The 7902-nt window shown below is 67.4% G+C and carries 9 protein-coding genes; 4 read left to right on the top strand and 5 right to left on the bottom strand.

Features of this window, described 5'->3' with window-relative positions:
- Positions 1–4: 4 nt before the first annotated feature.
- On the bottom strand, positions 5–754 hold the full coding sequence (locus Q4F73_RS10100; protein ID WP_303359221.1) for a M23 family metallopeptidase: 750 nt from the start codon (positions 752–754) through the stop codon (positions 5–7).
- A 400-nt stretch (positions 755–1154) separates the two neighbouring features.
- Between Q4F73_RS10100 and Q4F73_RS10095 the strand changes: the two genes are divergently transcribed.
- The 4 genes from Q4F73_RS10095 to Q4F73_RS10080 are packed head-to-tail and all read left to right on the top strand — an operon-like array spanning position 1155 to position 5534.
- Positions 1155–2528 (top strand): DUF6350 family protein, encoded by a 1374-nt coding sequence (locus Q4F73_RS10095; protein ID WP_303359220.1) that lies wholly within the window; start codon positions 1155–1157, stop codon positions 2526–2528.
- Positions 2529–2571: 43 nt separating this feature from the next.
- Positions 2572–3138 (top strand): phosphoribosylglycinamide formyltransferase, encoded by a 567-nt coding sequence (gene purN, locus Q4F73_RS10090; RefSeq protein ID WP_303359219.1) that lies wholly within the window; start codon positions 2572–2574, stop codon positions 3136–3138.
- On the top strand, positions 3131–4702 hold the full coding sequence (purH, locus tag Q4F73_RS10085) for a bifunctional phosphoribosylaminoimidazolecarboxamide formyltransferase/IMP cyclohydrolase (protein WP_303359218.1): 1572 nt from the start codon (positions 3131–3133) through the stop codon (positions 4700–4702). Before purN ends, purH begins: the two co-directional genes overlap by 8 nt.
- Positions 4703–4718: 16 nt before the next feature.
- Positions 4719–5534: a CoA ester lyase gene (locus Q4F73_RS10080; protein WP_303359217.1), complete on the top strand. Its 816-nt coding sequence runs from the start codon at positions 4719–4721 to the stop codon at positions 5532–5534.
- A 6-nt stretch (positions 5535–5540) separates the two neighbouring features.
- Here Q4F73_RS10080 and Q4F73_RS10075 read toward each other — a convergent pair whose 3' ends face one another.
- The 4 genes from Q4F73_RS10075 to rpsN form a co-directional block, all read right to left on the bottom strand.
- Positions 5541–6200 (bottom strand): TetR/AcrR family transcriptional regulator, encoded by a 660-nt coding sequence (locus Q4F73_RS10075; RefSeq protein ID WP_303359216.1) that lies wholly within the window; start codon positions 6198–6200, stop codon positions 5541–5543.
- 50 nt (positions 6201–6250) lie between these two features.
- Positions 6251–7135: a putative nucleotidyltransferase substrate binding domain-containing protein gene (locus Q4F73_RS10070; protein ID WP_303359215.1), complete on the bottom strand. Its 885-nt coding sequence runs from the start codon at positions 7133–7135 to the stop codon at positions 6251–6253.
- A 150-nt stretch (positions 7136–7285) separates the two neighbouring features.
- Positions 7286–7534 carry a 30S ribosomal protein S18 gene (gene rpsR / locus Q4F73_RS10065; protein WP_040085295.1) on the bottom strand — a complete coding sequence of 83 codons (249 nt, stop codon included), beginning with the start codon at positions 7532–7534 and terminating at the stop codon, positions 7286–7288.
- Positions 7535–7546: 12 nt separating this feature from the next.
- Positions 7547–7852 (bottom strand): 30S ribosomal protein S14, encoded by a 306-nt coding sequence (gene rpsN, locus Q4F73_RS10060; RefSeq protein WP_303359214.1) that lies wholly within the window; start codon positions 7850–7852, stop codon positions 7547–7549.
- Positions 7853–7902: the final 50 nt, after the last annotated feature.

The following is a 7902-nucleotide window of genomic DNA, read 5'->3' as shown; positions in this document are numbered from 1 at the left end:
GAACTTAGATGGTGACGCCGCGCTCCGCGAACCACGGCACCGGATCGACAGCGCCGGCGCCGCCCGGGTGGATCTCGAAGTGGAGGTGGGAACCGGTGGAGAAACCGCGGTTGCCCATACCGGCGATCTTCTGACCGGCGGTGACGTGGTCACCGGTGACCACGTCAAGGGTCTCCATGTGGCCGTAGAGGGAGATGGTGCCGTCCTCGTGCTGGATGCGGATCCAGTTGCCGTAGCCGGAGGCCGGGCCGGAGTCGACGACGACACCGTCCATGACGGCGAGGATCGGGGTGCCCACGGCGTTGGCGATGTCGATGCCGGCGTGCAGGGTGCCCCAGCGCGGGCCGAAGCCGGAGGTGAAGGCACCCTCGGCCGGCTTGACGACGGACGGGGCACGCAGCGCCTTGTCCTGCTCGGCGCGCACACCGGCGAACTGCACGGCGGTGGTGAGCTGCTGCTGGATGTAGTCGGCCGGCTTGTGCTCGGCGATGGCCAGGATCTGCGGGGCTGCCTCGGCGATCTGGGTACCGAGGTCGGAGGCGTTGGCTGCGAGCTCGTACTCCGGGGTGGCGGCGACGGTGGCCTCCACCTCGTTGTTCTGCGCCTGGATCTGAGCGGCCGCGGCACCGCCGATGCCGGCGGTGGAGACGGCGCCGGTGGCGACCGTGACGAGGGCGATGCGACCCTTGGTGGTCTGCGAGGTGGTGATCTTGCGGTGCTTACCTCGGCTCGACCGCTCAGTCGTCATTCGCATGAAGCCTTCTTCCGTCGTTCGCCACATCTGCCCGGTTATGAGTTTGTGACCCCTTTGTTACCTACGCTCGGTAACGATAGCGTCTCAATTCCGAGGAGGCAACCGATCCCCTGCAATCCGTACTTCATCGGACGATGCCCCAGAAGTGTTACATCCGCCCCGACGGCGGACGCGCCACCACGATCCCGGCGACCCAGCGTGGCACAGTGGGGACGTGATGAGCAAGAAGACCAGTCCTCAGTCCCGGCCCGGTCGGCGTCCGCGGAAGATTCGTGCCGGCGGAGCTTCCGCAGGTAGTACCGCTGTAAGCGCTCGCCCCCACCGTGCCGGGGAGACGCAGCCGGCACCCGCGCCCACCGGGCTCTGGGGCCGGATGCGGCGGTACGTGCCCGTGGTGGCCGTGCCTCATCTCGTGATCGTCCTGGCCATCATCGCGATCGCGCTCACCGGCCTGCTTGTGACACGAACCACACTGGCGGCGCTGCCTGCCACCATCGCTCAGCTGTGGCTGGCGCTCAACCTGGCCCCGGTCAGTGCGAGCGGAACCACGCTCGGGGTACTGCCGCTCCTGCCGACCATCGGGCTGGTGGCGCTCGTGGCGCGCCGCATCCGTGCGGCCGTGCGCGACCGGATCAGCATGGCGGACCTTTTGGTCCTCACCGTGGCCACACTCCTCATTCCCCTCGTGCTCACCCTCATCGCGGCCGGCATGATGTGGGATGCTGGCCGCGTCTTCGATGTCGGCACCCCGCCGCTGGGACATGCCGTTGCCCGCACTCTCCTCGTCCATGTCCTGGCTCTGGCCATCGGCATGGGGGGACGGCTGTGGAAGGCGGTGCTGCGTCGTTACAACGCGCCGGACTGGATCGTCGACGCCGTCATCGCCGCCACCCGTATTCTCTCGTACCTGTCCGCCGGAGCACTTCTTCTGCTGATCGGGCTCGTGGTCGGAGGGTGGGCCCGCCAGGAGGAGGTCGCCTCCCTGTACAACTCCGGACTCGGAGTCGCGGGGGCGGCGGTGATCAGTCTGCTGTACCTGCCGAACGCGGTCATGGCCGCGTTCATGGTGATGATGGGTTCGGAGTTCCACATCGGACAGGCGTCCCTGTCGCTCTACGCCATCGATCTCACCCCCTTGCCGCCGCTGCCCCTGCTGGCCCTTATTCCTACCTGGGTCCACCCATGGTCGATTCTGCTGCTGCTGGTCACCTCCATGGCGGTGGCGTATGTCCTGGGAGGGGTGCGTTTCACCGTGGTCCAGACTCTCGTCTCCGCCGTCGCGATGGCCGTGCTGATCCTCGTGCTCAGCTACCTCACCACCGGCCAGGTCGGGTACCTGGGAACGGCCGGACCCATGGCCTGGCTGAGTGCGGGTCTCTCCTTCGCCTGGACGGCGGGTATCGGAGTCACCGCCGCACTCGTCGGCAAGCTGGCGGACCGTCGGAAGGCGACGACCGCCGCTGACACTGAAGCGGAACCCAAGCCTGACTCCGATCCTGAGACCGAACCGGAAGGGGAGGTGGCTGTGACAGACGAGGAAGACATCGTGGACGGCGAGGTCGTCACGGATGAGGACATGGAGCCGGAGCCGGAGACGGAGGCGGAAACCGTGGCCGAGGCTGAGGCTGACACGGAAGATACGGACGACGCGGTAGATACGGAAGAAATGGAAGAAACGGAAACCGCAGAGACCCCAGAAGCCCCTGAAGCCCCTGAAGTCCCAGATTCCGGGGATGTGGACGAGATGGAGAAAGAAGCCGACCCCAAGGACTAAGATCAGACGGGTGACTTCCCCCCGTGATCCACTCAATGTCGTCGTGCTCGTGTCCGGTAGCGGAACATTGCTGCAGTCGATCCTGGATAACCAGGGCGAACGCTACCGGGTGAGCCTCGTCATCGCGGATGTGGAGTGCGCGGCGCTGGCACGTGCGGACAAGGCGGGCGTCGATACGCGGGTCGTGGAACTCGGCGCTGACCGGGCGGCCTGGAATGTCACTCTCGCGGACGTCATCGCGGAAGGCGAACCCGGGGTCATCGTGTCCGCCGGGTTCATGAAGATTCTCGGTGCGGGCGTGCTCGACCGTTTCGGCGGTTCCATCATCAACACCCATCCGGCGCTGCTGCCGTCGTTCCCGGGGGCGCATGCCGTCCGTGACGCGCTCGCGTACGGGGTGAAAGTCACCGGTTCCACGGTCCATTACATTGATGCGGGCGTGGACACAGGCCCGATCATCGCTCAGCAGGCGGTCGATGTGGCACCGGAGGACACCGAAAGCTCCCTCCACGAGCGAATCAAGAAGATTGAACGAGAGCTCATTGTGTCGGTGTTGCGGTCGGCAAGCATCGACGAAACCAACAGGAAGGTTGAGTTCATCCATGAGTGATGATCGCAAGGTAGTAAAGCGCGCACTGATCAGCGTGTACGACAAGACCGGGCTCGAGGGCCTGGCGCAGTCACTGCACGCGGCCGACGTGGAGATCGTCTCCACCGGCTCCACCGCCGCGACGATCGCGGATCTGGGCATCCCGGTCACCCCGGTGGAAAAGCTCACCGGCTTCCCCGAGTGCCTGGAAGGTCGCGTGAAGACCCTCCACCCGAAGGTCCACGCCGGCATCCTCGCTGACACCCGCAAGAGCGATCACCTCGAGCAACTCGCTGACCTTGGCGTCGAGCCCTTCCAGCTGGTCGTGGTCAACCTCTATCCCTTCACCGAGACCGTCGCCTCCGGCGCCGATTTCGATGCCTGCGTCGAGCAGATCGACATCGGCGGGCCCTCCATGGTCCGCGCCTCGGCCAAGAACCACCCGTCTGTCGCGGTCGTCGTCGACCCGGCCCGTTACGACGACGTCGCCACGGCCCTGCAGGAGGGTGGCTTCACCCGGGCACAGCGCACCCGCCTGGCTCTCGACGCCTTCCGCCACACCGCCGCCTACGACGTCGCCGTCGCCACCTGGCTCGGTGAGCAGGCCGCCGAGGAAGGCGAGTTCCCGAGCTGGGTCGGCTCCTCCCACGAGCTGACCGCCACCCTGCGCTACGGCGAGAACCCGCACCAGGCCGCCGCCCTCTACGCCGACAAGGGTGCCGGTGGCCTGGCCAACGCCGAGCAGCTGCACGGCAAGGAGATGAGCTACAACAACTACCAGGATGCCGAGGCCGCGTGGCGCGCCGCCTGGGACCATGAGCGGGCGTGTGTCGCGATCATCAAGCACGCCAACCCCTGTGGCATCGCCGTGTCCGACACCTCCATCGCGGACGCCCACCGCCGCGCCCACGCCTGCGACCCCATGTCCGCCTTCGGTGGCGTCATCGCCGCGAACCGCGAGGTCACCGTGGCCATGGCCGAGCAGGTCGCCGACATCTTCACCGAGGTCATCATCGCCCCGTCCTATGCGGGTGGTGCCGTCGACGTCCTGGCCCGCAAGAAGAACATCCGCGTCCTGCAGGCGGAGCCGCTGGCGCGCACCGGGCTGGAGGTCAAGGAGATCTCCGGCGGTGTCCTGGTCCAGGAGCGCGACACCCTGCAGGCCGAGGGCGATCTGGCCGCCAACTGGACGCTGGCCGCCGGTGAGGCCGTCTCCGAGCAGGTGCTCGCTGACCTGCAGTTCGCCTGGACCGCCGTGCGTGCGGTCAAGTCGAACGCCATCCTCATCTCCCGCGACTCCGCCACCGTCGGTGTGGGCATGGGGCAGGTCAACCGCGTCGACTCCGCCAAGCTGGCCGTCGAGCGCGCCAACACCCTCGCCCAGGGTGCGAACCGCACCACGGGCGCCGTCGCCGCCTCGGACGCCTTCTTCCCGTTTGCGGACGGCTTCGAGGTGCTTGCCGACGCCGGCGTCAAGGCCGTCGTCTCCCCGGGCGGTTCCATCCGTGACGACGAGGTCATCGCCGCCGCCGAGAAGGCCGGGGTGACGATGTACTTCACCGGCGCCCGCCACTTCGCGCACTAGCGCCGACATCGAGATCATGACCTCCCCGTTCGGCCCCGCCCTCCTTTTCGCCCCCGCCCACCGTCCCGAGCTCATCCCCAAGGCCTACGCCCGTGCGGACACGGTCATCGTCGACCTGGAGGATGGCGCCGGGGCAGGTGAGGACGCCGCACTTCGGACCGCCGTCCGAGCTGCTGATCTTGACGTGGGGCGCACCATTCTGCGCACCGTGGGCCCGGAGTCGCCGTCATTTCGTGACGACGTCGCCCTCGCCCGGGAACTCGGCCTGCACACCATCATGATCCCCAAGGTGGGTGCAGCGCTGCCCGAGGGCCTGCAGGGACTCGATGTCATCGCCATGATCGAGACCCCGCAGGCACTGGTGAACATCGCTTCCATCGTCGGACGGGAGGAGGTGGTGGGGCTGTTCTGGGGAGCAGAGGACCTCATCACCCTCCTCGGTGGCACCCACTCGCGCCGGCAGCCGGACGAGGCGAACGCCGGGGACTACCGCGATGTCATCCGGCAGGCCCGCTCCCAGGTACTCATTCACGCCGCGGCGGCAGGGAAGTTCGCGGTCGATGCCATCCACGCCGACTTCCGCGACGACGCGGGGCAGTTCGCGGAGGCCCTCGATGCCGCGCGTTCCGGATTCGCCGGCACCGCCTGTATCCATCCTGCACAGGTGGACACGGTGCGCCGCGCCTACCGGCCGGAGGCCGAGCAGGTGGAGTGGGCGCAGGCCGTCGTCGACGGCGCGACGCGCCATTCCGGGGCCTTCCAGGTCGACGGCATGATGATTGACGCCCCGCTGATCGCCCAGGCTAAGCGCATTCTCTCCCGCCTGGACTGATCTCCGTTACTCCCCGATGAGCTCGAGGGTCCGTTCGATCCGGTCGGCCGGGAGTTCGGCGTGGAGGACATCGAGGGCGGCGTCGGCAAGCATGACCGCAATGGCGGGCAGTTCCGTGTCCGACAACTCGGCCGGGATGGTGCCGTCGTTGTCGCGCATCTCGATGACGGACAGGGCGATGTGGAAGGGCAGATCCACCCGCGGATCGTCCTCGCCCACCAGGGCGGCGGACAGGGAACGGAAGAGGTCCCGCAGCTCCGTGCGCTGGGTGTGGTACTCGGCGAACTCCTCCGAGGCCGCAACCGGAAGCTGGTACAGGCGGCCGATGTTCCACCGGGTGGCCAGCAGCAGGCGGGCTTCGGCGGCGACCAGGGCCCACAGGCGCAGGGCGGGGGAGGCATCGGACTCGCCGAGTACATCCGCCAGTTCCGTGGAAGGCTCGATCGTCGAGGTCAGCAGCGTCAGGAAGATCTCGGTCTTCGAGGGGAAGTGGTAGTACAGCGACGCCTGGCGGATACCCACCGCGTCCGCGATCTGGTGCGTCGAGGTGGACGCGAAACCCTGGGTGGTGAACAGCTCCGCGGAGGCGTCGAGAATCTCCTCGCGCGCCGTCGCACCACGACGGCGCGGACTGTTCTTACGTGGTCGTCCCACTGCACGTGCCATGCGGATCGTGCTCCTTCCTGCGGGTTTTGGTTCGTCTAAAGATAGCAGCGTCAGCTGACAGGGATGTCGTGACGTCCCGCGATGGACCGCAACGCCACAGAGACCAGGCGCGCCGCGGCCCCGTAGGCACTGCGGTCCAGCGACGGCAGCGAGCGCATGGAGGTGTCGGCGTCCCAGGCGTTGAAGCGCCAACGCCGCAGCTCCAGTGCCAGTCCGGTGTCCCACGTCTGGTTGAGCGCCTGCGCCTCATCCTCGGTGAGCACCCCCTGCGCCTGCGCCTGGGTGAGACGGTGGTGGGTATCGCCGTCGGTCGTGCCGGCCAGCAGCCCCGCCCAGCGGGCGACCTCCACGACGGGGTCGATGAGGGTGCCCTGGACATCGACCGGAGTCGAGTAGTCGGGCAGCCCGTCCGCCAGACGCAGCGTCGGCGGCAGATGGCGGACCGAGGGCTCGATGAGCAGTTCCGCCAGGGCCGGATCACGGAGGAATCCCGTGTCGACGAACATGGCGACCTTCCGGTGATCGCCCTCCCGGGCGGCCGCCTCCGCCCGCGCCTCCCACTCCCGGTCGGTGCCCGGATCCTCCAGATCCACCACCGTCAGGTCCATCCCCTCGACGAACTGGCGCAGGCGCTTGTTGCCCTCGGGGCTGGCGCCGATGATGATCCAGGAGAGAGGATCGGTGGGCAGTGCGTCCAGGCGGGCGACGGGACCGGTGAACACCAGGCGGGCACCGTCGACAAGCTCGGTGACGGCGGGGCTGTCGGCCCACTCCTGCAGGGTGCGGGAGTACCAGATACCCAGGTCCACGGCGGTCTCACCGTGATCGAGGGCGTTGCGGAACAGCTCCTGCGCCTCGGCGAGGATGCCGCGCGCCATGGCGGGGGAGGAGGCGCCGCGGGCTTCGGTGGTCAGTTCGTGCAGGGAGACGTGCATGAGGCAAAAATACCAGGACGGGAGGAGGAGACGAGACAGCACCGCCCGCCACCGAGTGATCTCGGGGCGGGCGGTGCTGAAAAGTACTTCTACCGTGTCACACAGCCAGCGGCAAAAGTGCGCTGTTGTGACTGCGTCCTGTCAACCGGTTTAGCGGCTGGTGAACGGCAGGAGGGCCATCTCGCGTGCGTTCTTCACGGCGGTGGCGACCTGACGCTGCTGCTGCGGGGTCAGGCCGGTGACGCGGCGGGAACGGATCTTGTGGCGGTCAGAGATGAACAGACGAAGGGTCTTGACGTCCTTGTAGTCCACCTTCTCAATGCCTTCGGCCTTGAGCGGGTTCTTCTTGGGGCGGCGGGACTGCTCCATCCGCTGCTTACGGGGGTTGGTGCGCTTCATGTTGGCCACTCCTTACCAGCTGGACTTACGGACGCCCGGCAGCTCACCACGGTGAGCCATCTCGCGCATGCGGACACGGGACAGACCGAACTTGCGGAGGAATCCGCGGGGACGACCATCGTGGGCGTCGCGGTTACGCACGCGCACCGGGGAGGCGTCGCGCGGCTGACGGTTGAGCTCGAACTGTGCGTCCAGGCGGTCCTCGTCAGAGGTGTTCGGGTTAGAGATGATGGCCTTGAGCTCGGCGCGACGCTCCGCGTAGCGGGCGACGATGTCCTTGCGCTGCTCATTCTTGGCGATCTTGGACTTCTTAGCCATAGATTATCGCTCCTCGCGGAATTCGACGTGCTTGCGGGCGATCGGATCGA

The sequence above is a fragment of the Corynebacterium sp. genome (assembly GCF_030535495.1).
In the GTDB taxonomy this organism is placed as follows: domain Bacteria; phylum Actinomycetota; class Actinomycetes; order Mycobacteriales; family Mycobacteriaceae; genus Corynebacterium.
The sequence above is the reverse complement of the archived record's forward strand: the minus strand, read 5'-3'. Positions and strand labels throughout refer to the sequence as shown.

Excerpts from the sequence above, each read along its gene's own strand:
- Q4F73_RS10100 (WP_303359221.1), bottom strand. The coding sequence starts at position 754 with ATGCGAATGACGACTGAGCGGTCGAGCCGAGGTAAGCACCGCAAGATC.
- Q4F73_RS10080 (WP_303359217.1), top strand. The coding sequence starts at position 4,719 with ATGACCTCCCCGTTCGGCCCCGCCCTCCTTTTCGCCCCCGCCCACCGT.
- rpsN (WP_303359214.1), bottom strand. The coding sequence starts at position 7,852 with ATGGCTAAGAAGTCCAAGATCGCCAAGAATGAGCAGCGCAAGGACATC.
- purH (WP_303359218.1), top strand. The coding sequence starts at position 3,131 with ATGAGTGATGATCGCAAGGTAGTAAAGCGCGCACTGATCAGCGTGTAC.
- Q4F73_RS10075 (WP_303359216.1), bottom strand. The coding sequence starts at position 6,200 with ATGGCACGTGCAGTGGGACGACCACGTAAGAACAGTCCGCGCCGTCGT.
- Q4F73_RS10070 (WP_303359215.1), bottom strand. The coding sequence starts at position 7,135 with ATGCACGTCTCCCTGCACGAACTGACCACCGAAGCCCGCGGCGCCTCC.
- rpsR (WP_040085295.1), bottom strand. The coding sequence starts at position 7,534 with ATGAAGCGCACCAACCCCCGTAAGCAGCGGATGGAGCAGTCCCGCCGC.